Source organism: Sedimentibacter sp. B4, assembly GCF_000309315.1.
Classification (GTDB): Bacteria; Bacillota; Clostridia; order Tissierellales; family Sedimentibacteraceae; genus Sedimentibacter; species Sedimentibacter saalensis.
Window position 1 is genome coordinate 1 of record NZ_CANG01001149.1, and the last position, 235, is coordinate 235.

At 74.5% G+C, this 235-nt stretch carries 1 pseudogene; it reads left to right on the forward strand.

Annotated features, from left to right (window positions below):
* A pseudogene (locus tag BN358_RS25230) lies at positions 1 to 235 on the forward strand (hypothetical protein); the annotation flags it as partial.

The window sequence follows — 235 nt, forward strand, 5'->3', positions numbered from 1 at the left end:
GGATCGGCCTGCCCCTGGCCGGCTGGGCGATCGCCGTGATCGGCCCCGACGGAGCACCCGTCGAGCCGGGCAGGACGGGCGAACTCGTCATCGGCGGCGTGGGCCTCGCCCGCTACCTGGACGCGGACAAGGACGCCGAGAAGTACGCGCCGCTGCCGTCCGTGGGCTGGACGCGCGCCTACCGCTCGGGGATCTCGTCGCGCTCGAGCCGGACGGGTTGTCGTTCCACGGCCGA